Origin of the sequence: Streptomyces capillispiralis, from assembly GCF_007829875.1 — a bacterium.
Taxonomy (GTDB): domain Bacteria; phylum Actinomycetota; class Actinomycetes; order Streptomycetales; family Streptomycetaceae; genus Streptomyces; species Streptomyces capillispiralis.
On record NZ_VIWV01000001.1, the window covers coordinates 2771818 to 2794534 of the forward strand.

At 72.2% G+C, this 22717-nt stretch carries 22 protein-coding genes and 2 tRNA genes; 8 read left to right on the top strand and 16 right to left on the bottom strand.

All coding sequences use genetic code 11. From position 1 onward, the window contains the following. Nucleotide 1 precedes the first annotated feature (1 nt). From FHX78_RS11385 to FHX78_RS11410, 6 genes are all read right to left on the bottom strand, one after another. Nucleotides 2–1225 carry an HD-GYP domain-containing protein gene (locus FHX78_RS11385; protein ID WP_189908525.1) on the bottom strand — a complete coding sequence of 408 codons (1224 nt, stop codon included), beginning with the start codon at nucleotides 1223–1225 and terminating at the stop codon, nucleotides 2–4. Next, the gene (locus tag FHX78_RS11390) at nucleotides 1222–2574 is read right to left on the bottom strand and encodes an HD-GYP domain-containing protein (protein ID WP_145867325.1); all 1353 of its coding nucleotides are present in this window, start codon (nucleotides 2572–2574) and stop codon (nucleotides 1222–1224) included. Before FHX78_RS11390 ends, FHX78_RS11385 begins: the two co-directional genes overlap by 4 nt. Nucleotides 2575–2719: 145 nt before the next feature. Further along, complete coding sequence (gene rsrA, locus FHX78_RS11395) at nucleotides 2720–3031, bottom strand: mycothiol system anti-sigma-R factor (RefSeq protein WP_145867326.1); 312 nt, start codon at nucleotides 3029–3031, stop codon at nucleotides 2720–2722. Further along, complete coding sequence (gene sigR, locus FHX78_RS11400) at nucleotides 3028–3714, bottom strand: RNA polymerase sigma factor SigR (RefSeq protein WP_189908538.1); 687 nt, start codon at nucleotides 3712–3714, stop codon at nucleotides 3028–3030. The genes rsrA and sigR overlap by 4 nt, the downstream gene beginning before the upstream one ends. Nucleotides 3715–3970: 256 nt before the next feature. Further along, on the bottom strand, nucleotides 3971–4669 hold the full coding sequence (locus FHX78_RS11405) for an alpha/beta hydrolase family protein (RefSeq protein ID WP_145867328.1): 699 nt from the start codon (nucleotides 4667–4669) through the stop codon (nucleotides 3971–3973). A gap of 1 nt (nucleotide 4670) precedes the next feature. After that, nucleotides 4671–5486: an SOS response-associated peptidase gene (locus FHX78_RS11410; RefSeq protein WP_145867329.1), complete on the bottom strand. Its 816-nt coding sequence runs from the start codon at nucleotides 5484–5486 to the stop codon at nucleotides 4671–4673. Between the two features lie 60 nt (nucleotides 5487–5546). Between FHX78_RS11410 and FHX78_RS11415 the strand changes: the two genes are divergently transcribed. The 4 genes from FHX78_RS11415 to FHX78_RS11430 all read left to right on the top strand — a co-directional run bounded on the left by FHX78_RS11415 (nucleotide 5547) and on the right by FHX78_RS11430 (nucleotide 9184). Further along, nucleotides 5547–6269 (top strand): M50 family metallopeptidase, encoded by a 723-nt coding sequence (locus tag FHX78_RS11415; protein ID WP_145867330.1) that lies wholly within the window; start codon nucleotides 5547–5549, stop codon nucleotides 6267–6269. A gap of 135 nt (nucleotides 6270–6404) precedes the next feature. Beyond that, the gene (gene aroA, locus FHX78_RS11420) at nucleotides 6405–7721 is read left to right on the top strand and encodes a 3-phosphoshikimate 1-carboxyvinyltransferase (protein WP_145867331.1); all 1317 of its coding nucleotides are present in this window, start codon (nucleotides 6405–6407) and stop codon (nucleotides 7719–7721) included. A gap of 8 nt (nucleotides 7722–7729) precedes the next feature. Next, nucleotides 7730–8740, top strand: coding sequence for a ribosome small subunit-dependent GTPase A (gene rsgA, locus FHX78_RS11425; protein WP_145867332.1), 1011 nt, complete (start codon nucleotides 7730–7732; stop codon nucleotides 8738–8740). A gap of 120 nt (nucleotides 8741–8860) precedes the next feature. Beyond that, nucleotides 8861–9184, top strand: coding sequence for a DMT family transporter (locus FHX78_RS11430; protein ID WP_145867333.1), 324 nt, complete (start codon nucleotides 8861–8863; stop codon nucleotides 9182–9184). 3 nt (nucleotides 9185–9187) lie between these two features. Here the strand turns inward: FHX78_RS11430 and FHX78_RS11435 are convergent, their stop codons facing one another. Then, nucleotides 9188–9796 carry a TetR/AcrR family transcriptional regulator gene (locus FHX78_RS11435; RefSeq protein ID WP_145867334.1) on the bottom strand — a complete coding sequence of 203 codons (609 nt, stop codon included), beginning with the start codon at nucleotides 9794–9796 and terminating at the stop codon, nucleotides 9188–9190. 122 nt (nucleotides 9797–9918) lie between these two features. On the opposite strand from FHX78_RS11435, the gene hisN reads away from it, so the two are divergent. Together hisN and FHX78_RS11445 are read left to right on the top strand one after the other, a co-directional pair. Beyond that, on the top strand, nucleotides 9919–10719 hold the full coding sequence (gene hisN, locus FHX78_RS11440) for a histidinol-phosphatase (protein WP_145867335.1): 801 nt from the start codon (nucleotides 9919–9921) through the stop codon (nucleotides 10717–10719). A 202-nt stretch (nucleotides 10720–10921) separates the two neighbouring features. Continuing rightward, on the top strand, nucleotides 10922–11323 hold the full coding sequence (locus FHX78_RS11445; RefSeq protein ID WP_145867336.1) for a CBS domain-containing protein: 402 nt from the start codon (nucleotides 10922–10924) through the stop codon (nucleotides 11321–11323). 71 nt (nucleotides 11324–11394) lie between these two features. Here the strand turns inward: FHX78_RS11445 and FHX78_RS11450 are convergent, their stop codons facing one another. Next, on the bottom strand, nucleotides 11395–12846 hold the full coding sequence (locus tag FHX78_RS11450; RefSeq protein WP_208766186.1) for a catalase: 1452 nt from the start codon (nucleotides 12844–12846) through the stop codon (nucleotides 11395–11397). 144 nt (nucleotides 12847–12990) lie between these two features. Here FHX78_RS11450 and FHX78_RS11455 point away from each other — a divergent pair, with 144 nt between their 5' ends. Beyond that, nucleotides 12991–13407 (top strand): Fur family transcriptional regulator, encoded by a 417-nt coding sequence (locus FHX78_RS11455; RefSeq protein WP_078992818.1) that lies wholly within the window; start codon nucleotides 12991–12993, stop codon nucleotides 13405–13407. 129 nt (nucleotides 13408–13536) lie between these two features. Here FHX78_RS11455 and FHX78_RS11460 read toward each other — a convergent pair. The 4 genes from FHX78_RS11460 to FHX78_RS11475 form a co-directional block, all read right to left on the bottom strand. Beyond that, nucleotides 13537–13610 (bottom strand) — tRNA-Met (locus FHX78_RS11460). A 73-nt stretch (nucleotides 13611–13683) separates the two neighbouring features. Next, nucleotides 13684–15498 carry a tetratricopeptide repeat protein gene (locus FHX78_RS11465; protein WP_189908524.1) on the bottom strand — a complete coding sequence of 605 codons (1815 nt, stop codon included), beginning with the start codon at nucleotides 15496–15498 and terminating at the stop codon, nucleotides 13684–13686. Between the two features lie 223 nt (nucleotides 15499–15721). Continuing rightward, a tRNA-Met gene (locus FHX78_RS11470) sits at nucleotides 15722–15795 on the bottom strand. Between the two features lie 55 nt (nucleotides 15796–15850). Next, complete coding sequence (locus FHX78_RS11475) at nucleotides 15851–18790, bottom strand: UPF0182 family membrane protein (RefSeq protein ID WP_229923870.1); 2940 nt, start codon at nucleotides 18788–18790, stop codon at nucleotides 15851–15853. A 164-nt stretch (nucleotides 18791–18954) separates the two neighbouring features. Here FHX78_RS11475 and FHX78_RS11480 point away from each other — a divergent pair, with 164 nt between their 5' ends. Then, entirely contained in the window at nucleotides 18955–19497 is a 543-nt protein-coding gene (locus FHX78_RS11480) for a PPA1309 family protein (RefSeq protein WP_244403706.1), read from the top strand. A gap of 20 nt (nucleotides 19498–19517) precedes the next feature. Here the strand turns inward: FHX78_RS11480 and FHX78_RS11485 are convergent, their stop codons facing one another. The 4 genes from FHX78_RS11485 to FHX78_RS11495 form a co-directional block, all read right to left on the bottom strand. Beyond that, nucleotides 19518–20612: a YlbL family protein gene (locus FHX78_RS11485; RefSeq protein WP_145867341.1), complete on the bottom strand. Its 1095-nt coding sequence runs from the start codon at nucleotides 20610–20612 to the stop codon at nucleotides 19518–19520. 101 nt (nucleotides 20613–20713) lie between these two features. Then, nucleotides 20714–20878, bottom strand: coding sequence for a hypothetical protein (locus FHX78_RS36735; RefSeq protein ID WP_167531740.1), 165 nt, complete (start codon nucleotides 20876–20878; stop codon nucleotides 20714–20716). A 102-nt stretch (nucleotides 20879–20980) separates the two neighbouring features. Beyond that, a complete protein-coding gene (locus FHX78_RS11490; protein ID WP_145867342.1) occupies nucleotides 20981–21442 on the bottom strand; it encodes a molybdenum cofactor biosynthesis protein MoaE in 462 nt (153 codons plus the stop codon). 138 nt (nucleotides 21443–21580) lie between these two features. Further along, complete coding sequence (locus FHX78_RS11495) at nucleotides 21581–22693, bottom strand: SDR family oxidoreductase (RefSeq protein WP_145867343.1); 1113 nt, start codon at nucleotides 22691–22693, stop codon at nucleotides 21581–21583. Nucleotides 22694–22717 lie beyond the last annotated feature (24 nt).

The window sequence follows — 22717 nt, forward strand, 5'->3', positions numbered from 1 at the left end:
TTCACGTGCCCCCCGTGTTCCGTGCCAGTACCCGGGCCAGCGCCTCGACGACCTCGGGCGCGTACTCCCCCGCGGTGCCGAGCCGCAGTTCCTCGAGCGCCGTCAGCTGCCCGCCCGGCCCTCCTTCCCGGGACTTCTCCTCGTACGCGTTCACCACCCGGACAATGCGCGCGGCGAGCGGCTGTTCCCGGTGCGGGTCGGCCTGCTGCTCGACGATCCCGGCCACCCGGGGGTCCACCCCGGTCTGGCGCACCACGGCACCGCCGAGCAGCGCGATCCGGCGCTGTTCGGGGACGGGCAGGGCGGCGGTGGCGCCGGCCGGGACCGGGTCGACGAGGCTGAGCTGGCCGATGTCGTGCATCAGGGCGGCGTACTCCAGCACGGTCAGCTCGGGCTCGGTCAGCCCGAGGTCCCGGCCCACCGCCTGGCTGAGCGCGGCGACCCGCCGGGCGTGCCCGGCCGGGGTGCAGCCGGCGATCTCGGTGGCCCGCGCGAGGGAGGCGATGGTCTGCCGGTAGGTGGCGCGCACCGCCGCGTAGCGCCGGTAGGACAGCTGTGCCAGCAGCAGGGGCACGGAGAAGACGGGCAGCGCCCACAGCCCCACGACCGCGACCCCGAGCGCCATCACCGCGCCCGTGGCGACGACGGCGGCCCCGATGCCGGGCACCGCCCGCAGTTCGTCGCGCAGCACGGGCGGGAACGGCCACCCGGTGCGGGAGTGGGCCAGCGCGGCGGCGAGCACGGCGTCGCACAGCGCGGTGAGGGACAGCAGGGCGAGCAGCAGCAGCGCGTGGGCGGGGCCGCCCCAGCCGTCGAAGGCGCCCTGGTTGTAGAGGGGCTGGAAGCACACGGCGACGAAGCCGACGGTCAGCACCCGGCGGGCCGGTGCGTCGAGGGTGGGGCCGTCGCCGCGCCCGACGTGCGGCACGCTGCCGAGCAGGGACGCGGCGAGCACGACGGTGACGACCTGGGCGGCGCCGTGGCGGGTGGGCTCCCCCGCGGTCTCGCCGAGCAGCGCGTACGACAGCGCGCCCGCGGCGGCGAGCGGCGCGGCCTCCCGGATCCGTGTCCCGTTGCGCCGGGTGAGCTCGCCGACGGTGATGAGCACCCCGAAGGCCAGGGCGGCACCCCGTTCCTCCACCCCGTGGTAGAGGGTGGTGCCCAGGGATCCGGCGGCGAGGACGGCGGCGCACAGGTGCACGACGGTGTGCAGCCGGGGCCTCATCGGCGCGCCCCGGGCCGGCCGGTGACGGGTGCGGCGGGCTCGGGCACGTCGGCGGCGCGGGCGTCGTCGGCGGTCACCGCCGGATGCCAGCCGGTCCGGCCGATCGCGCGGACCAGCGCGCCCACCATCCGGGGGTCGAAGTGGGTGCCCGCGCACCTGCGCAGTTCCTCCAGTGCCACGGGCACGGGCCGCGCCCTGCTGTAGGAGCGGGTGGAGGTCATCGCGTCGAAGGCGTCGGCGACCGCGACCACCCGCGCGGACTCGGGGATCTGACCGCCCGCCAGCCCGTAGGGGTATCCGCTGCCGTCGAGCCGCTCGTGGTGGTGCAGCACCGCCGCGCGGGCCTCGCCGAGGAAGGAGATGCCCCGCACCATCTCGTGGCCGTACTCGGGGTGCAGTTCGATCACCCGGCGCTCCTCGGGGGTCAGCGGGCCGTTCTTGGTGAGCAGCCGGGTGGGAACCCCGAGTTTGCCGACGTCGTGCAGGATGCCGGCGAACCGCAGTACCTCGACCCGTTCGTCGTCCATGCCGAGCTCCCGCGCGATCATCATGGACGCCCGTCCGACGCGTTCGCTGTGCCCGCGCGTGTATCCGTCCTTGATGTCCACGGCCTGGACGAGCGCGCGGATCGTCGCCTGGTGGGCGGCGCGCTCCCGGTGGTACTGGGCGAAGGCCCACCACGAGACGCCCATCGGCAGCAGTACGAACAACGCGGCCACGGGCCCGTAGGGGCTGCGCCACAGCAGCGCCATCATGAGTCCGGCGAGGCCGTGCACGGTGAGCGGCACCAGCGACCGGAGGAAGAGCCGCCACCAGGCGTCCGGTGCCGCCGTCCGGCCCCCGCGCGGGGGCACGCCGGCCGTCAGCGCCACGATGCCGCCGTCCAGCAGGGTGAGGACCAGGCAGAACACCACGACCGCGGCCCCGGCCGTCGCGAGCGCGCCGGGGACGTCGCAGTCGGCCACCGCGTCCCGGCCCCCGGTCGCCAGGTGGACGCGGCCCGCGGCCCACACAGCGAGCACCAGCTGGCCGGCCCGCCAGAGCCGGCGCGCCAGGTACGGCCGTCGCTCCACGGGCAGCAGCAACGCCCCGGGCAGCGCGACCAGCGCCGCGGCGTGCGGCGGCAGCAGGAAGGCCCCGGCGAGCAGGACGGGGTGGAAGGTTCCGCCCGGGTGCGGGGCGGCGACGAGACGGGACCGGGCGAGGCGCTCACAGCCGGCGTACAGCGCGGCGAGCAGGGCCACCGCCCGCCACGGGGTCGGGGCGCCGGGCGGCGGCGGCAGACAGACCAGGGCCGCCAGCGCGACACAGACGACGTACGCGCGGGCCCGTGCCGGTAACGCCTCCATGAACCCCTCCCCGACTGTGCCCGCCGCACGCGGCCTGCCGCCTGCCAGGCTCCGGAGCCTAGGACGACGGGGGGTGCCTCCACGGGCCGATAACCCGCGGATTAGCACGTACGAGTGACGGGGGGGGCCGGGGACCGGTGGGGTGTCAGGACTCCTGGGGAGCGGCCGGCGAGGCCGTGACGTCCTGGTCGGGCACGGCCTCGCCGGAGCGGATCAGGTCGATCCGGCCCATCACCTTGGAGCGCAGGTCACCCGGCACGTCGTCATGCCCGCAGCAGCGCTTGACCAGCTTCTTCACGGCCTGCTCCAGCCCGTACTTCTCCAGACAGGGCGAGCATTCCTCGAAGTGGTGCTCGAACTTCACGCAGTCGGAATCCGGCATCTCACGGTCGAGGAACTCGTAGAGATGATCGAGGATTTCGCTGCAATCCGTCTCGTGCGGCTCTCCGCAGCTCATGACCCCGAGCCTTTCGCTTCGTTCGACTCTCCGGCGCCGGCCGGGACCAGTCCGCGCTCACGCGCGTAGTCCTCGAGCATGCCGCGCAACTGACGACGACCCCGGTGCAGCCGGGACATGACCGTACCGATGGGTGTCCCCATGATGTCCGCGATCTCCTTGTAGGCAAAGCCCTCGACATCGGCGAGGTACACCGCGATGCGGAACTCCTCGGGGATCGCCTGGAGTGCTTCCTTCACGTCCGAGTCGGGCAGGTGGTCCAGCGCCTGCGACTCGGCGGAGCGCAGACCCGTGGACATGTGCGACTCGGCGCGCGCGAGCTGCCAGTCCTCGATCTCCTCGGCCGCACTGCGCTGGGGTTCGCGCTGCTTCTTGCGGTACGAGTTGATGAAGGTGTTGGTGAGGATCCGGTACAGCCACGCCTTGAGGTTGGTGCCTTCGCGGAACTGGTGGAAGGACGCGTACGCCTTGGCGTACGTCTCCTGCACCAGGTCCTCGGCGTCGGCCGGGTTGCGCGTCATGCGCAGCGCGGCGGAGTACATCTGGTCGAGGAACTCCAGCGCGTCGCGCTCGAAGCGCGCGCTGCGCTCCTCGGTCGACTCCGCGCCCGTGCCGCCCCGGCCCTCGGGCTGCTCCGCCTGGCCGTGTTCGGTCCCTGCGTCGGTACCGGGAACCGGACCCACCTCCTCCAGTGATGTCGTGAGGCCGAAACCGGTCTCACCCGAATCGGAGGATAGACGACGATCCGGTCCGCCCGCCGCCCGAATGGGGGCGGTCTTGGCCGCGTGCAGCACCGTCCAGTCCAGGTCGGCGCGGGCACTGCGACTCGGGCAGAAGGTCGAACCCATGCGGCGGACTTCCTCTCCTACGACGGCGGTGCCGTTGACCGGCACATACGTCCGCCTCAACAGCAGGAGCCACCCGGGCATTCCCGGCGCCTCACGCGAGTGAGGCGGCCCACCGCACGACCGCGTCCGTGACGACCGCCACGGCCTCCTCCTGCGTGATCCCCGCCCGCTTGGGCACGGCGAGGCCGTGGTCGCCGTGCGCCACCTCGACCAGGTCGTACGCCCACCCGTCCCCCACCACCGTCCTGGCACCGGCACGGTCACGGCCCCCGCCGTACCCGGGGAACTCGGCGGGCCTGCCGAACGGGTCGTTGCCGCCCTGGACCACGAGGGTGGGCACCCCGGCGCCGAGCAGCTCCTCGGCGCGGGACTTCTCGGGCCTGCCCGGCGGGTGCAGGGGGAAGCTCAGGGCGAGGACCGCGCGGGCGCCCAGTTCCGTGGCCGTACGGCAGGCGACGCGGGCGCCGGCGCTGCGTCCGCCGGAGACCACCGGCAGGCCCGGCGCGGCCAGCGCGGGCCAGACGCCGCGCCAGCCCGCGTCCAGCGTCTTCGGTGCGGGGGCCACCTTCCTGCCGGCCACCCGCCAGGGCTGTTCGACGAGGGCGACGGTCACACCGTGCGCGGGCAGCGCGGCGGCCAGCGCCCTCAGGTCCCGGGCCTCGATGCCGCCGCCGGCGCCGTGGCCCGCCGCGAGGACGAGGCGGGGGCGCCGGGCGCGGTGCCAGGTGATGCGGGCGGTGCCCGCGTCCGTCTCGACGGTCTCGGTGCTGTCTGTCGTGTCGGAGGTCACGTCAGAAGAGTGTGCCCTCTTCGGGTCCGGCCAGCTCCTTCAGCAGCTCCGGTCCGTTGTTGCGGACGTTGCTGACCGCCGTGCTCACCGGGTAGGCGCGCATCAGGCCGGGGGGCGGCGGGGCGAGCAGCGCGCGCAGGTCGTCGACGTCGGTGCGGGCGGGATCCAGCCAGGCGTCCCAGCGGTCCGGGGTGAGCATCAGCGGCATCCGCGGGTGGATCTCGGCGAGGGCGTGCGGGCCGTCCGCCGGGGCCACGGCGAGCGGGTCGGTCTCCGCCTCGGTGGTGATGACGGAGCAGGTCACCCACCAGGCCCGGGGGTGGTCGTCCGGCAGGGTCCGGTCCCGCCAGAACTCGTACAGTCCCGCCATGGCGAACACCGAGCCGTCGGCCGGGGTCACGAAGTACGGCTGCTTGCGGGGCCGCTTCTTCCTCCCCTCGACCTCCAGCTCGCGCTCCTCCTTGCCGGTGACCCACTCGTAGTAGCCGTCGGCCGGCAGGATGCAGCGCCGGGAGGAGAAGGCGCGGCGGTACGACGGCTTCTCGTGGACGGTCTCCGCGCGGGCGTTGATCATCCGGGCGCCGCCCTCGGGCGTCTTGGACCAGGAGGGCACCAGGCCCCACTTCAGCCGGCGCAGCTGCCGGACCGGGCGCGGGTCCGCCGCGTCCTTCAGGGCACGGTCGAGGACGGCGTAGACCTCCTTGGTCGGCGCCACGTTGTAGTCGGGCTCCAGGGTCTCCTCCGGCTCCCACTTCTCGACCTCGAAGACTCCTGCGAGATCCTCGGGCCTGCGACTCGATGCATACCGTCCGCACATACGTGCAACACTGCCAGACTCCGCACGCCCAGAGGGAGCGATCCGAAACACATGGAAGTCATGGTCAGCACCGCGTCCGCCTCGCTCGCCTCCCTCTGGGACGAGGTCTCCGGAACCCAGCCCGACCCGGACGTGTGGGTGGTCGTCGCCACCCTGGCCGCCGCGGCCGCCGTCGTCGTACCGCGGGGACTGTGGCGGCTGTCCCGCAACGCCATCACCATCGCCCACGAGGGCGGCCACGGCCTGGTGGCGCTGCTCACCGGCCGCACGCTGACCGGGATACGGCTGCACTCCGACACCAGCGGTCTGACCGTCAGCCGCGGCAAGCCGCACGGCATCGGCATGATCCTGACGGCCGCCGCCGGCTACACCGCTCCCCCGCTGCTGGGTCTGGGCGGTGCCGCGCTGCTCGGCACCGGGCGCATCACGCTGCTGCTGTGGCTGGCCACGGTGCTGCTGGTGGCGATGCTGGTGATGATCCGCAACGCCTATGGAGCGGTGTCGGTGCTGGTCACCGGGGGCACGTTCGTGCTCGTGTCCTGGCTGGCGGGTCCCCAGGTGCAGGCGGCGTTCGCCTACGCCGTGGTGTGGTTCCTGCTGCTCGGCGGGGTGCGCCCGGCCTTCGAGCTCCAGGCCAAGCGGTCGCGCGGGGGCGCGGGCGACTCCGACGCGGACCAGTTGTCCCGCCTGACGCACGTCCCCGCGGGGCTGTGGCTGTTCCTGTTCCACGCGGTGTCGCTGTGCGCGGTGCTGGGCGGCGGGCGATGGCTGCTCGGGCTGTGACCCACCTCCGAGCACACCCCTCGGCGGCCGGGGCGCCGTAGGTTCCCGGCGGCTCGACGCACCGGACAGGCCCCGCGGCAGCGGCGCCGCACCCGAAGCACGGCCTGCCCGCCCGCCTCCTTATAAAGTGGGCCCATGGCCCCGAACCCCACGCACACCGCCCTCTGGCCCGCCCCGCACGCGAGCGGAGCCGTCGACGCGACGGTCCACGTGCCCGGGTCCAAGTCGGTCACCAACCGTGCCCTCGTGCTCGCCGCCCTCGCCTCCGAGCCGGGCTGGCTGCGCCGCCCGCTGCGCTCCCGCGACACCCTGCTGATGGCGGGCGCGCTGCGCGCGATGGGCGTCGAGATCGAGGAGGGCGTGGGCCCCGACGGCACCGGCGAGGCCTGGCGGGTGCTCCCCACGGGCCTGCACGGCCCGGCCACGGTCGACGTCGGCAACGCCGGCACGGTGATGCGGTTCCTGCCCCCGGTCGCCACGCTGGCCGACGGCCCCGTCCGCTTCGACGGCGACCCGCGTTCCTACGAGCGTCCCCTGAACGGCGTCATCGACGCGCTGCGCCGCCTCGGTGCCCGGATCGACGACGAGGACCGCGGCGCGCTGCCGATGACGGTGCACGGCGGCGGCGCCCTGGACGGCGGCACGGTGGAGGTCGACGCCTCCTCGTCCTCCCAGTTCGTCAGCGCCCTGTTGCTGTCCGCGCCGCGCTTCAACCAGGGCGTGGAGGTCCGGCACACCGGGGCGACGCTGCCCTCCGTGCCGCACATCCGCATGACGGTCGACATGCTCCGCGCGGTGGGCGCCCAGGTGGACACCCCCGAGTCGGGCGGCGAGCCCGACGTCTGGCGGGTCACGCCGGGTGCCCTGCTCGGCCGGGACCTGACCATCGAGCCGGACCTGTCCAACGCCCAGCCGTTCCTGGCGGCGGCGCTGGTGACGGGCGGCCGGGTCGTCGTCCCGGACTGGCCGGCGCGCACCACCCAGCCCGGTGACCGGCTGCGGGAGATCTTCACCGAGATGGGCGGCTCCTGCGAGCTGACCGAGTACGGGCTGGTGTTCACCGGCTCCGGCTCGGTCCACGGCATCGACGTGGACCTCGGCGAGGTCGGCGAGCTGACGCCGGGCATCGCCGCCGTCGCGGCGCTCGCGGACTCCCCGTCAACGCTGCGCGGCGTGGCCCACCTGCGGCTGCACGAGACGGACCGGCTGGCCGCGCTCACCAAGGAGATCAACGAACTGGGCGGTGACGTCACCGAGACCGCCGACGGCCTGCACATCCGTCCGCGCCGGCTGCACGGCGGGATCTTCCACACCTACGAGGACCACCGCATGGCCACCGCGGGCGCGATCATCGGACTCGCGGTCGAAGGGGTGCAGATCGAGAACGTGGCGACGACGGCGAAGACCCTGCCGGACTTCCCCGACCTGTGGACCGGGATGCTCGGGGCGTAGGGGTCACCATGCGCCGCTACGGCAAGCACACCGACGAGGACGACATCCGCTCGCGCCCCAACCGCAAGGGCAACCGCCCGCGCACCCACATCCGGCCCAAGCACGAGGACGCCGCCGAGGGCCTGGTCCTCACCGTCGACCGGGGCCGGCTGACCTGCCTGGTCGACGACCGGATCGTGATGGCGATGAAGGCCCGCGAGCTGGGCCGCAAGGCGGCGGTGGTCGGTGACCGGGTGGCCATCGTCGGCGACCTGACCGGCGACAAGGACACGCTCGCGCGGATCGTGCGGATCGAGGAGCGCGCGTCGGTGCTGCGCCGTACCGCGGACGACGACGACCCCTACGAGCGGGTCGTCGTCGCCAACGCCGACCAGCTCGCCGTCGTCACCGCCCTCGCCGATCCCGAGCCCCGCCCCCGCCTGATCGACCGCTGCCTGGTCGCCGCGTACGACGGGGGCCTGACCCCGCTGCTGGTGCTGACCAAGTCGGACCTCGCGCCGCCGGACAAGCTGCTGGAGCTCTACGGCGACCTCGACATCCCCTACGTGGTCACCAGCCGCGCGGAGCTGGAGAGCGGTGCGGCGGCGGACCGGGTGCGGGAGCAGCTGGACGGGCGGATCACGGCCTTCGTGGGCCACTCCGGGGTCGGCAAGACGACGCTGGTGAACGCGCTGGTGCCGGAGGAGCGGCGGCGTACGACCGGGCACGTCAACGCGGTGACGGGGCGGGGGCGGCACACGACGACCTCCGCGCTGGCGCTGCCGCTGGCGGGCGCGGAGGGCTGGGTGATCGACACACCGGGCGTGCGGTCGTTCGGTCTCGCCCACGTCGACCCGTCCCGGGTCATCCACGCCTTCCCCGATCTGGAGCCGGGCACCGAGGGCTGTCCGCGCGCGTGCAGTCACGACGAGCAGGACTGCGCGCTGGACGCCTGGGTGGCCGAGGGCCACGCGGACGGGGCGCGCCTGTACTCGCTGCGACGGCTGCTGTCGACGCGGGAGCGCACGGAGGGCGACTGACCTTCGCGGTGTTTGTCGTGGCGTCCGGGCGGTAAGTGCATAATCGCACCGAGCCGGACCCGAACCTGCCGAACCCGGCGAAGCGGTCACTGTACGTGGGGACGAGCGGGAGGACGACACATGGCGTGGCTGCTGGTCGTAGTGGCCGGGTTGCTCGAGACCGGGTTCGCCGTGTGTCTGAAGCTGTCGCACGGCTTCACACGCCTGTGGCCGACCGTGGCGTTCTGCGTGTTCGCGCTGGGCAGCTTCGGACTGCTGACCCTGTCGCTGAAGAAGCTGGACGTGGGACCCGCGTACGCGGTGTGGACGGGCATCGGTGCGGCGGGGACGGCCATCTACGGGATGGTGTTCCTCGGGGACCTGGTCTCGACGCTGAAGATCGTCTCGATCACCCTGGTGATCGTCGGGGTGATCGGCCTGCAACTGTCGGGGTCCGCGCACTGATCCCTACGGCGCCGGCTGCCGGAGCAGGGCGCCGCGCACCAGGTCGGCGACGCCGTCGCCGGGCGGCGGCGCGGTGACGCAGGACAGGGCGAGGCGGACCACCAGTTCACAGGACCGGGCCAGTTCGGCGGTGTCGGCGCGGGGGACGCCGGGACCGGCCAGGACGGCGACGGCACGGTCGCGGACGAGGGCGACGAGGTCGGCCGGTGAGGGCAGCGGGCCGTCGGCGCGGCGCTGCGCGGGCACGGCGGAGGCGGACGGCACCGCCGTCAGGGCCGGGGAGGGCAGGCGCTCGCTCCAGCAGCCGGTGAGCAGGGCGCGGACCAGGGCGTTGTCGCGGGCGCTGGCGGCGGTCCACTCGGCGGTCGCGGTCAGCCGGTCGCGCGGGTCGGTGGGGCCGGTGAGCGCGCGGTCGACCCCGGCGAGGTAGCCGTCGGCCTCGCGGCGGACCAGGGCCCGGGCGAGACCGTCCTTGCTGCCGAACTCGTTGTAGAGGGTCTGCCGGGAGACGCCGGCCGAGGCGGCGACGTCCACCATCCGCACCGCCGGCCAGGGGCGGCGCGCGAGCGCCGTGCGGGCGGCGTCCAGCAGGGACTCCCGAGCTGCGGGCATCTTCGCCTCCTCGGGGTGAGCGGCCGGCCCCGCGGTTCAGATTTGACGCGGTGCCGGGGGCTGTCAAGGCTTCGCGGGCCCCCGGTGGCCCCGGGGCGACCTCGGCGGATACCGTTCGTTGCATGCCCGACTACCTCGACGACCTGCGTCTCGCCCACGTCCTCGCCGACGCCGCCGACGCCGCGACGATGGACCGGTTCAAGGCCCTCGACCTCAAGGTGGAGACCAAACCGGACATGACGCCGGTGAGTGAGGCCGACAAGGCCGCGGAGGAACTGATCCGCGGCCACCTCCAGCGCGCCCGCCCGAGAGACGCGGTGCTCGGCGAGGAGTACGGGGTGGAGGGCACGGGGCCGCGGCGCTGGGTGATCGATCCGATCGACGGCACCAAGAACTACGTCCGCGGGGTTCCCGTGTGGGCGACGCTGATCGCCCTGATGGAAGCCGGCGAGGGGGGCTTCCAGCCGGTCGTGGGGGTCGTGTCCGCGCCCGCTCTCGGCCGTCGCTGGTGGGCCGCGCGGGGGCACGGCGCCTTCGCCGGCCGCAGCCTGTCGTCGGCCACCCGGCTGCGGGTCTCGAAGGTCTCCAAGATCTCCGACGCCTCCTTCGCGTACTCCTCGCTCAGCGGCTGGGAGGAGCAGGGCCGGCTGGACGGTTTCCTGGACCTGACCCGCGAGGTGTGGCGCACCCGCGCGTACGGCGACTTCTGGCCGTACATGATGGTCGCCGAGGGGTCCGTCGACCTGTGCGCCGAACCGGAGTTGTCGCTCTGGGACATGGCCGCCACCGCGATCGTCGTCACGGAGGCCGGCGGCACCTTCACCGGGCTTGACGGCCGCCCCGGACCGCACAGCGGCAACGCGGCCGCCTCGAACGGCCTGCTGCACGACGAACTGCTGGGCTATCTGAACCAGCGCTACTGAGGCGTGAGGGCCTGCCCGGCAGGACGCGCCGGGCGGGCCCGTGTTCCGCGTGCGCGCCCCCAACCGGCCGCACGCGCCCTCTTGTTGACCCCCGCGGTGCCTGCCACTCTGAGAGTCCCCCCACTTGTGAATGTGTGAACCGTGAACGGGCGGGCCCCGTCCCCGCCTGCCTCGCGGCTTCCGCCAGGAGGTGGCTCCATCCATGCTCGTCCGTGACGCCATGAGCACCGTGGTCCTCACCATCGGCCCCGCCCACACCCTCCGCCAGGCCGCCGCCCTGATGTCCGCCCGCCGGGTGGGCGCGGCCGTGGTCCTCGACCCCGACGGCACCGGCATCGGCATCCTCACCGAACGGGACGTCCTCAACTCCCTGGGCCTCGGCCAGGATCCGGACACCGAGCGCGCCCACGCGCACACCACCACCGACGTCGTCTTCGCCGCCCCGTCCTGGACCCTGGAGGAGGCCGCCGCCGCCATGACCCACGGCGGTTTCCGCCATCTGATCGTGCTCGACCGGGGCGGGCCCGCCGGTGTCGTCTCGGTCCGCGACATCATCCGCTGCTGGGCACCGGAGCGGCAGCGGGCCCAGCACGTCCCGGCGTAGTGACATGCGCGACGGGCCGGACCCCGAATGGGAATCCGGCCCGTCTTCCGACAAGCGGTCCAGCGCTGGAATCAGCCGCGCAGGGCCTGGACCGCGGCCTCCAGCCGCTTGCCGAAGTCCTCGTCCGCCTGGCGGAAGTTGTTGATCGCGCGGTCGGCGATGTCGTCGCGCGTGACCCCCGAGATGGCGTTCGCCAGGTTCTTGACCAGGCGCTCCTTCTCGTCCTCCGACATCAGCCGGTACAGGTTGCCCGCCTGTACGAAGTCGTTGTCCTCGGCGTGGACGGGCGTGACCGTCTCCCCGGTGACACCGGTGACCGCGACGGGCTGCCACAGCGCACGGTCCGTCTGGAACGGGCCGCCGAAGCTGTTCGGCTCGTAGTTCTTCGCGCCCTTGTGGCGGCCGTCGTAGAGGAAGCCGTCACGGGAGTGGGTGCGCGCCTCGGTGGCGTGCGGGCGGTTCACCGGCAGGTGGTCGGCGTTGATGCCGACGCGGTAGCGGTGGGCGTCGCCGTAGGCGAAGAGGCGGCCCTGGAGCATCTTGTCCGGGGAGGGACCGATGCCCGGCACGAAGTGGGCGGGGCTGAAGACGGACTGCTCGACCTCGGCGAAGATGTTCTCCGGGTTGCGGTTGAGCTCCAGCTTGCCGAACTCGATCAGCGGGTAGTCCGCGTGCGGCCAGACCTTGGTCAGGTCGAACGGGTTGAAGCGGTACGTCGCCGCCTCGGCCGCCGGCATGACCTGCACGGAGACGGTCCAGGACGGGAAGTCGCCGCGCTCGATGGCCTCGCGCAGGTCCCGCTGGTGGGAGTCGGGGTCCTTGCCCGCGAGGATCTCGGCCTCCTCGGCGGTCAGGTTCTTGATGCCCTGGTCGGTCTTGAAGTGGTACTTGACCCAGAAGGCCTCGCCCGCCTCGTTGTTCCACTGGTAGGTGTGCGAGCCGAAGCCGTCCATGTGGCGGTAGGACGCCGGGATGCCGCGGTCACCGAAGAGCCAGGTCACCTGGTGCGTGGACTCGGGCGACAGGCCCCAGAAGTCGAAGACGTTGTCCGCCTCCTGCGAGCCGGTGTACGGGTCGCGCTTCTGGGTGTGGATGAAGTCGGGGAACTTGATGGCGTCCCGGATGAAGAACACCGGGGTGTTGTTGCCGACGAGGTCGTAGTTGCCCTCCTCGGTGTAGAACTTCAGCGCGAAACCGCGCGGGTCGCGCACGGCGTCCGCGGCACCCAGGTTGCCGGCCACCGTCGAGAAGCGCAGGAAGGTCTCCGTCTGCTTGCCGACCTCGGAGAGGAACGCGGCCCTGGTGTACCGCGTGACATCGGCGGTCACCGTGAAGGTGCCGTAGGCGCCGGCGCCGCGGGCGTGCACCACACGCTCCGGGATGCGCTCGCGGTTGAAGTGGGCCAGCTTCTCCAGGAGGAGCTGGTCCTGAACGAGGACCGGGCCGCCGACGCCCGCGGTCTCGCTGTTCTGGTTGTCGGCAACCGGGGCACCGGCCTCCGTAGTGAGCGGTCCCTGCGTCACGTGCGCCTCCTGCGTCATCACCGGACCAACCTGGTCCTTGGCTAAAGCCGATCCCGATCCTACAATGGACAATGTCTAAGTCAAGTAAAGCTCCAAAGTCACACCCATTCGGGACCTGGTCCCCTTGCTGTTAGGCTGGTGCCTATGAGTGACCTTCTGGAACGGCTCCGCGGACGTGGATGGCGGATGACCGCGCAGCGCCGTGTCGTGGCCGAGGTCCTCGACGGCGAACACGTCCACCTGACGGCCGACGAGGTGCACGCCAGGGCTGTCGCCAAGCTGCCCGAGATCTCCCGGGCGACCGTCTACAACACCCTGGGCGAGCTGGTCTCGCTCGGCGAGGTGCTGGAGGTCGCCACGGACAAGCGCGCCAAGCGCTACGACCCCAACGCCCACCGCCCGCACCACCACCTGGTGTGCGCGCGCTGCGGCGCGATCCGCGACGTCCACCCGACCGGCAACCCGCTGGCCGACCTCCCGGACACGGAGCGCTTCGGCTTCACGGTCTCCGACGTCGAGGTGACGTACCGCGGGCTCTGCCCGAACTGCGCGGGGGCGTAGACGACTTCGCGGCGAAAGCCCCGGCACCCTGGGTGCCGGGGCTCGCCGTCGTCCCGCACCGGCCCGATGACCGCCGCGCGCACACCGAAGGGCCGGAACCCTTTCGGATTCCGGCCCTTCGGACTTCAGTAGCGGGGACAGGATTTGAACCTGCGACCTCTGGGTTATGAGCCCAGCGAGCTACCGAGCTGCTCCACCCCGCGTCGATGAATGCAACGTTACGTCAAGGACGCGGACAGAAGCAAATCGCTTCTCCGGCGGCCGCCTGGCGCCGTCTCACGCCGACAGTTCCTGGCGCAGGGCGTCGCGGAGACGGGTGGCGCGCTCGGTCACCGCGGCGGGGCCCAGGGCCGCCGCCCGGTCGGCCCAGCTCTGCCCCTCGGCCAGCTCGCCGCGCCGCGCGTAGACCAGCGCGAGGCGCAGTGCCGCACGGCCGTGTCCCGCGTCGGCCGCGCGGGTCCACCACACGGCCGCCTCGGGCTCGCTGCCCTCACGGGCCAGCAGCAGGCCGAGGTTGAAGGCGCCGTTGCGGGAACCGGCCTCGGCCGCCTCCCGGTACCAGCGGGCCGCCTCGACGACGTCACCGCGGGCCGCGGCGAGCATCCCGACGCGCACCTGGGCGCGGCGGTGCCCCTGGGAGGCCGCACGCTCGTACCACTCCTCGCACTCGCTGCGCCGGTTCACCGGCTCGCCCAGCTCGTGCGCGGTCTCGGGCGGCCTGCGGGCGTCAAGCACGGCCGCCAGGCGGTACGCGGCCTCGGCACTGCCGCCGCCCGCGGCGCACCGCAGGAACCGCTCCGCCTCGCTCTCGTCACCGTCCCGCAGCCGCGCCATGCCGACCTGGAGCGCCGCCTCCGTGTGCCCGGCCGCCGCCGCGCGCTCGTACCACCGCAGGGCGGCCCGCTCCTCGCCCCGGCCCGCGTGCAGGATGCCGAGGTTGAAGGCGGCGTCCACGCTGCCGGCCTCCGCGGCCTTGGAGAACCACGGCTCCGCGCCGGTCTCGTCCCCGGCCCGCAGCAGCAGGATCGCCAGCGCGTTCGCCGCCTCGCGGTGACCGGCGTAGGCGGCCCGGCGGTACCACTGCTCGGCCTGGGCGGTGCGGCCCTGCTCGGCGCAGAGCAGCCCGAGGTTGTACGCGCCGTTGACGTCGCCGGCGTCCATCGCGGCCCGGTACCAGCGCTCGGCGGTCTGGGTCTCGCCCCGCTCCGCGTGCAGCGCGCCCAGCGCGTTGGCCGCGTTGCCGTCGCCGTCCTGGGCGGCCCGCAGCCACCACACGGCGGCGTTCGCCGTGTCCCCGGCGTCGCGCAGCAGGAAGCCGAGCGCGCAGGCGGCCCGCGCCTCCCCGTCCTTGGCGGAGGTCAGGTACCAGCGGCCGGCCTCCTTGAGCTCGCCGCGCTTCTCCAGGATCGCGCCGAGGTGCAGCGCGGCCCTGCGGTGTCCGCGCGCGGCGGCCTGCCGGTACCACTGCTCGGCCTCGGCGACCGGCGGGACGCCGTCGTCGTCCTCCCGCGCGGCCTTGCGGTCCAGCGCGCGGGCCAGCCGGTACGCCCCTTCGCGGTGCCCCCGCTCGGCGGCGGCCCGCATCCAGCGCTCCGCCCCGGCCGCGTCCCCGCGGTGTTCCAGCAGGTCGGCGAGGGCGTACGCGGCAAGGGTGTGGCCCTGTTCGGCGGACTGGCGCAGCCAGTACTCGGCGGCGGGCTCGTCGCCGCGCTCCCGGTGGTAGCGGCCGAGCGCGTGCGCCGCCGCGGTGGAACCGGCGACGGCGGCGATCCGCCACCACCCGGCGGCCTCGTCGGCGTAGCCCCGCTGGTGCAGCAGGACGCCCAGGTTGTTGGCGGCCGCGCGGTCGCCCGCGGCGGTGGCGGCACGCAGATGGGGTTCGGCCCCGTCGAGATCACCGCGACGCAGCAGCATGGCGCCGAGGACGCTCATCGCCTCGACGTCACCGGCCTCGGCGGCAAGCCTCCGACGCAGCTCCTCGGCCGCCTCGTCGGCGGCCTCACCCGTCTCGTCACGGGGTTCCTCCCGAGGGGAGGACTGCACAAAACGCCCGGTCTCGAACAGAGTTCCCTTGTCCCCCATAACATCCATCGTCGCACCACCTGCAACCTGGGTACACCTGGTATACCGCAGCCAGTGAGGTCACTTCAGCGTTTTGTCGACATGCCCACAGAGAGACAAGTCAAACACAGATCGCCCAACTCCCGTCGGCGGCACGGCGGTCGCCTGCCCACAGCACATGCGTTCGCACACCACGAAGGCCCGGATTCCTCAAGGAATCCGGGCCTTCGTGGTGTCGCTCACGCGACGTCAGTAGCGGGGACAGGATTTGAACCTGCGACCTCTGGGTTATGAGCCCAGCGAGCTACCGAGCTGCTCCACCCCGCGCCGTTGTGTTGCAACCGTAGCACGGCGCGGGAGGGGCCTTTGACCAGCCTGCTCGCTAACTGCTCGGGCTCGCGTCGGGGCTGGGACTGCCGTCCCCGCCGCCGGCACCGCCGCCCCCTTCGGCCGACTGGGCCTCCTCGGCCTTGCGCAAGGCGTCCTCCAGGTCCTTCTGCGCCTGGCCGTAGGCCTCCCAGTCGTTCTTCTTCAGGGCTTCCTGGCCGGCTTCGAAGGCTTCCTGGGCGTCGTTCAGCGCCTCCTGGACCGTGGGGTTGTCGGAGGTGGGCGGTGGCTGGGTGCCCTCGTCCTCACCGGTTCCCTCGTCCTCGCCGGGTGGTGGCTCGGTGGCCGCGCCCTCGCCTCCGAAGATCTTGTCCAGGGCCTGCTCGAGGGTGTCCTCGAACGCGGTCTGGCCTCCGTAGGTCACCAGCACCTTCCGCAGCAGCGGGTACTTCAGGCCGCCACCGCGGACGTAGACCGGCTCCACGTACAGCAGTCCGCCGTCGAGTGGGACGGCCAGCAGGTTGCCGTACTCGACCTCCGAGTCGCCGCCTCTCAGCAGCCTGATCGACTCGGCGATGTCCTGTTCGGAGTTGAACTGGCTCTGGATCTGCTTGGGTCCGGCCGCCGTGGTGCTGGTCGGCAGCTTCAGCACTCTGATCTTGCCGTAGTCCTCGGTGCCGGGATCGGCGTTCACCGCCATGAAGGCGCTGAGGTTGTCACGGCCGTTCGGTGTGAACGTCGTGGTGAGCGAGAAGGTCTGCTCGTTCTGGTCGGGCATCTTCATGCTCAGGTAGTACGGAGGCACCGCGTCGCCCGTCTTGTTCGTCGGGTCGTCCGGCACCTGCCACACCTCGCTGCCGGAGAGGAACGTCGTGGCGTCCTTCACGTGGTAGCGGGTCAGCAGCTCGCGCTGCACCTTGAACAGGTCCTGCGGGTACCGCAGATGGGCCATCAGCGCGCCGGAGATCTCGGTCTTCGGCTGCACCGTGTCCGGGAAGGCCTTCATCCAGGTCTTCAGGACGGGGTCCTGGGTGTCCCACTGGTAGAGCTTGACCTCGCCGCTGTACGCGTCGACGGTCGCCTTCACCGAGTTGCGGATGTAGTTGACCTGGTTCTGCTGGGCCACCACCGCGCGCTGGTCGTTGGTGGCGGTCAGCGAGTCGGCCGTGGTGTCACCGAGGGTCGTCCGCGACGCGTACGGATAGCCGTTGGTGGTGGTGTAGGCGTCGACGATCCACTGGATACGGCCGTCCACGACCGCCGGGTAGGCGTCGCCGTCGATGGTCAGCCACGGGGCGATCGCCTCGACGCGCTCCTTGGGCGTGCGGTTGTACAGGATCCGCGAGCCGTCCCCGATCGCGCCGGAGTACAGGATCTGCGGCTCGCTGAACGCGGCGGCGTAGGCGGCCCGGTTGACCGGGTTGGAGAGACTGACGCCGCTGTCGCCCTCGTAGCTGTACGTCTTCTCGCCGCTGTCGTCGGAGTAGTCGATCTCCTTCTGGGGACCGCCGACGATCGAGTACGTCGTCGTCCGCTCGCCGTAGTAGACGCGCTGCTCGTACGACCCGAGGTCGCCCTTGGACGGCAGGTCGGACTCGGTGAACTCCGGACGGCCGCCGGCGTCGGCGCTGGTGCCCTCGGCGGCGACGACCCCGTATCCGTGGGTGTAGCGGAAGTGGTCGTTGATCCAGTTCCGCTTGGGGATGCCGTCGAGGTTCAGCTCGCGCAGACCGATGACGGTGTCCTGGTCCTTGCCGTCCTTGGTGTACCGGTCGACGTCCAGGTTGGTCGGGAACGCGTAGTAGTTCCTGATCTGCTGGAGCTGCTGGAACGTCGGCGAGACGATGTTCGGGTCCATGATCCGGATGCTGGCCGTGTCGGAGACGTCGTCCCGCAGCTGGGTCTTGTCCTCGGTCTGGCTCGTCCCCGGGTACTCCGTGACCTGCGAGTCGTCGATGCCGTAGGCCTCACGCGTCGCCTTGAGGTTCTTCGCGACGTACGGCGCCTCCTTGGCCTGCTCGTTCGGCTGGACCTGGAACTTCTGCACGATCGCCGGGTAGAGGCCGCCGATGAGGATCGCCGACAGCACCATCAGGCCGAAGCCGATCACGGGCAGCTGCCAGGTGCGCCGCCACAGGGTGGCGAAGAACAGCAGCGCGCAGATCACGGCGATGCAGAACAGGATCGTCTTGGCCGGCAGATAGGCGTTGGCGTCCACGTAGCGCAGGCCGGTCCAGCTGTCCGTCGCCTTGAAGTCGCTGGACTTCACCGCCAGTCCGTACCGGTCCAGCCAGTACGCGACCGCCTTCAGCGCGACGAAGACACCGAGGAGCACCGACAGGTGCCCGGTGGCCGCGGCCGTGGCCCGCGCGCCCGGGCTGGTGATGCGCAGCCCGCCGTACAGGTAGTGGGTGAGCGCGGCGGCGATCAGCGCCAGGATCGTGGCGGCGAAGCCGAAGCCCAGCAGGAACCGGTACCAGGGCAGGTCGAAGGCGTAGAAGGAGACGTCCAGCTTGAACTGGGGGTCCTTCTGGCCGAACGGCACACCGTTGACCCACATCAGCCAGGTGCGCCACTGGCTCGACGCCGAGGCGCCGGCGATCAGGCCCACCAGCGCCGTGATCCCGAGCAGCAGCCACTTCTTGTACGGGGCGATGCCCATCCGGTACCGGTCGAGGTTCTGCTGCTCCATCGACATGGCGCTCAGCGGCGGCCGCATCCGGTGTGCCAGCCAGATGTTGAAGCCGACCGCGAGGGCCATCAGCAGACCGAAGACGAAGAAGAGTCCGATCTTGGTCCACAGGGTCGTCGTGAACACCGACGAGTAGTTGACCGAGCGGTACCACAGCCAGTCGGTCCAGAAGCCCGCGAACATGGTGAACACCATGCCGAGGACGGCCAGGACGCCCAGTGTCATGAGCAGGGTCCGGACCCGCCGGGACGGGCGGCCCACTCTGATCCGTGGCCCCGTCGGGCCTCCGCCGCGGTCCGGCATCTGGAAAGCCAAGGTAGGCACCTCGAAGTTCGCTGTTGATTGGTCGAGCCCGCGTCTTCACGAGCCGTGCGTGGCCCCCCGTGATCGCGGGCCCACACCTATGCAACTTACTCACGCTTTACTCGGTTCCCGATTCGGGCCAGGAACGAGAGAGGATTGTGACCATGTCCAACACACCCATGGCGGCGAGCCCGCTCACCCGGGCCGTGCTCGAGATCGACGAGTACGCCTCCGGCCTCGGCTGGGACCAGCCCGCCCGTCTGTTCGCCCTCGTAGACACCGCCCGGCTGCGGGCCGAGCAGCCCTCGCTCGCGGGCCGGCTCGGTCCGGACGGCGAGCAGGAGACGACCGCCTTCACCCCGATCGAGCAGGACGAGATTCCCAGGGGCAAGCCGCTGGACGAGTTCCTGGGCACCATCGCCTGGCCCGACGCGGTGGCCGGCTGCGCGCTGACCGTGGAGCGGCTGATGCTGCCGCCGTCCGCGGAGGCGCAGGTCCCCGAGGACCTGGACGAGGCCGCGCTGACGAAGTGGGTGGCCCGGCACCCGGAGCGTCAGGAGGTCCGCATGACGGTCGCGGTGCTGCGGGACGGCGCCCGCGAGTCGGCTCTCCGGCTGCGCTCGAAGGACTCCCCCACGGAGGTCCTCACCGGTTCCGACCTGGTGCCCGGTCTGGCGGAGGCCCTGCAGGCGACGTTCGAGGAGTAGCCGGCCCGGTCAGGGGGCCGTCAGGAGGCCGTGCACTCCGGCAGGCCGTCGGTGTCGCCGGAACGGATGTCCTTCAGGGCGGCCAGGGCGTCGTCGATGGTGTCCACCTTCACCAGGGTGAGGCCCTCGGGGGTGTCCTTGGCGGCGGCCGCGCAGTTGTCGGCGGGCGTCAGGAAGTACTGGGCGCCCTTGCCGCGCGCGCCGACCGTCTTCATCTCGATCCCGCCGATCGGCCCGACCTTGCCGTCGTCGTCGATCGTGCCGGTGCCGGCGACGAAGGCACCGCCGGTCAGGCTGCCCGGGGTGAGCTTGTCGTAGATGCCGAGGGCGAACATCAGCCCCGCGCTCGGCCCGCCGACGTCGGCGAGCTTGATGTCGATGGTGAACGGGAAGGTGTGGTCGGTCCCGGCGGAGATCCCGACGATGGCCCGCTTCTCGCCGCCGTCCTCGGAGGTCGCGGTGGTGATCGTGATCCGCTCGGTCTTCTTCGGCGCCCGCTTCTCCTTCTCGGCGGCGGCCTGCTCCTTGGCGGGCACGATCGTGAAGACGACGTCCTCGCCGGGCTTGTGCTCCGTCACCAGCTCGGCGACGTCGCCCGGCTCCTTCACCGCCTTGCCGTCGACGGTTCTGATCACGTCGCCCGCGTGCAGCCTGCCCTCGGCCGGGGATCCCTTGACGACCGTGGAGACGATCACCCAGGACTCCACCGGGACGCCGAGTTCCTTCAGCGCGGCGACCTTGGCGCTCTCCTGGGACTGGCTGAACTCCTCGGCGTTCTCCTGAGTGGACTCCTCCTCCGTCTTGCCGTCGGGGTAGAGGGTCTCGTGCGGGACCACCTTGTTGTCGTGCGCGAGCCAGCCGTAGACGGCCTCCACGAGGTTCATCCGGTAGTCGGCGCTGGTGACCCGCACCGTGGTCATGTTGAGATGACCGTCCGTCGGATAGGTCTTGCGCCCGGCGATCTGCAGCACCGGCTCGCCGTCGTGGTCACCCAGCGTGTTCACCGTCGGCCCCGGGGACATCTCCGAGTAGGGCACGGGAAGGAACACTCCCGCGCACAGGAGCGCGATCAGCATCAGGGTGGAGGCGAGCATCGTCGCAGTGCGGCGTGGCATGCATCGACAGTACGGGACGGGTCTGTCAGCACACCGTCAGGGCCGCCCGGACGGGCGGCCCCACGCGCCGGTGACACCGACGGCCCGCTGCTCCCCGGCCCTCAGCCACCCGAGCGCGGCCGCTCCATGGCTTCGCGGAATCGGGCGTAACCGATGAGTTCGGGTCCGTCGCTCCGCACCTTGCGGGTCCTGTTGGCCCAACTGCCCCAGAGTCCCGCGCCGATCGCAGCCACCAGCGGAATCAGCAACCAGGCAAGCGCCGCCATGCCGACCTCCCAACCCCATGAGCGTCCGCAACTGACTGATCAGCAGATTAACCATCCGCAGTGACAACGCTCACGCCAGGGGTGCGGTTACGCAACCGGAGGTCAGCAGGCGCCGACCCACTCCTCGGTGCCGTCCGCGAACCTCTGGTGCTTCCAGATGGGCACCTCGTGCTTGAGGTCGTCGATCAGCTTCCGGCAGGCCTCGAAGGCCTCCCCCCGGTGCGGGCAGGACACGGCGACGACGACGGCGAGGTCCCCGACCCCGAGGTCCCCCACCCGGTGCACCGCGGCCAGCGCCCGCACGGGGTACTCGGCGGCGACCTTCTCGGCGATCCGCCGCATCTCGTCCTCGGCGCTCGGGTGGCACGAATAGCCGAGCTGCTCGACGTCGGCTCCCCCGTCGTGGTTGCGCACGGTCCCCACGAACAGCGCCGTCCCGCCGGCCGCGTCGTCCCCTACGGCCCGGAGGACCTCGTCCACGGACAGGGCCGTGTCACGGATCGCGATCAGCTTGATGGGGTCCTGTGCGGCCTGCTCGCCGGGGTGATCGTGCGTGGATGCCATGTCCCCATCGTGCCCCACCGGGCCGACAACGCGGAATGGCGTGATCGCCCGCACCCGCGCGTGCCCGTTCGGAACCTCCTACGAGCGCGGCCCGCCCGGGACCTCCCGCGGGGGTCCCCGCGACGGCTCCGGGGGTGGTCAGATCCGCCGCCGGGCCTTCCGTGCCCTGCGCACCACCGCCGCCGCGCCCAGCAGGGCCACGGTCGCTCCCGCGGCGCCCGCCGCCGTCGCGTCCTTGCGCCCCAGCCGACGGCCGGCGACCGTGTGCCGCCCGGAGACCTCCTCCAGCAGCTCCGCCAGCACCTCCTCGTTGGTGTACGCGGGACGCCACCCGGCGTCGTGCAGCCGGCTCCCGCTCACCACCCAGGGGTACATCGTGTACGCCAGGTCACCGGCCGGGGACGGGGTGAGCCCGATCCGGTGCAGCCGGGCCGCCGCGCCGAGCGCGACCGCCGAGGGCAGCTCCATCCGCCGGATCCCGCTCAGCTCCTCGACCTCCTCCTGCTCCAGCCACCCGTCGCAGCCCACGGCCAGCTCGCCGTCGACCTTCTCCAGCACGGCGTACTCCAGGGCGCTGCACAGGTCGTCGACGTGGCAGAACTGCCACGCGGGCCGCGATCCGGCCACCACGAGCAGCCGGGGCGATTCGAAATACCTGGTCAGCGCGGTGTCGGTGCCGCCGACCAGGACGGCCGGGCGGACCACGGTGACATTGAGTCCGGGGTGCGCCCGCGGTCCACGGCGCGCGAGCCGCTCGATCTCCAGGAGGTCGCCGACGCCCGTGGCCTCCGCCGTGGCCCGCAGTTCCGCGTCCTCCGAAAGGGGCAGCTCGTTGTCCGGCAGCGCCCCGTAGACCATCGTCGAGGTGCACAGCACCACCCGGTGCACGCCGGCGGCCGCGGCGGCGGTCAGCACGGTCTGCGTGCCCCGTACGTTGTAGGCCGTTCGGGCGGCGGCGTCGGTCTCCAGGTCGAGGTCGAGAGCCAGGTGGACCACCACGTCGGCCCCGCGCAGCTTGTCCGCGATGGCCGGATCCCGTACGTCCAGGATGTGCCACCGGGCCTCGGCGCACTCGCCGCGCCGCTCGTCGATGGCGATGACCTGCTTGACCTCCTCCGAGGCGGCGAGCCGCCCGGTGAGCAGCGCGCCGACGCCGGACGCGGCGCCGGTGACCGCGACGACGGGCCCGCGCGCCGCGGGACTGGTTGACTGGTTTCGCGCTGCGCGAACCTGCGGATCTGGGGAACTCACCGGGCGTCTCCAGAGGTTGTCTTC